The sequence below is a fragment of the Psychrobacter sp. TB20-MNA-CIBAN-0197 genome (assembly GCF_040309765.1).
GTDB classification, from domain to species: Bacteria; Pseudomonadota; Gammaproteobacteria; order Pseudomonadales; family Moraxellaceae; genus Psychrobacter; species Psychrobacter submarinus.
In genome coordinates this window covers 1-454 of the sequence record NZ_JBEOPC010000110.1, presented here as the reverse complement: position 1 = coordinate 454, position 454 = coordinate 1, and the positions used below count along the sequence as shown (strand labels likewise).

Genomic DNA, 454 nt, shown 5'->3' with positions numbered 1-454 from the left:
GAATAGCGCTATGAATCCAACCACGGCGGTTGCCGCAATGACAAAGAAGAACGCTTGGTAGGAGACGAGGCTGAGTACGGTCAGATAAACCACTGAGCCGACATTGCCATATGCCCCTGTCATGCCCGCGAATTGTCCGGTCATACTGCGCTTGATCAGCGGAATGACCGCAAAGACTGCGCCCTCGCCGGCTTGTACAAAGAACGAGCAAAACATGGTGATGAGTAGCGCCAGTGCAATCGGCCACGTCGAGTCGACAATACCCATCAGTACATAGCCGACTGCTAGTCCTGCGGTCAAAATCAGTAGGGTAATCTTGCGCCCAAACTTATCACTTAGCCAGCCACCGCCCGGACGCGACATCAGATTCATAAAGGCGTAACTTGAGGCGAGCACCCCTGCCATGACAATCGATAGATTAAAGGTCTCTTGATAAAACAGCGGCAACATAGAC

At 52.4% G+C, this 454-nt stretch carries 1 protein-coding gene; it reads right to left on the bottom strand.

Annotated elements, in window-relative coordinates; genetic code table 11:
* Positions 1-454, bottom strand: a 454-nt coding sequence (locus AAEY83_RS12880) for an MFS transporter (RefSeq protein WP_351059302.1), incomplete at both ends; no start/stop codon positions are given.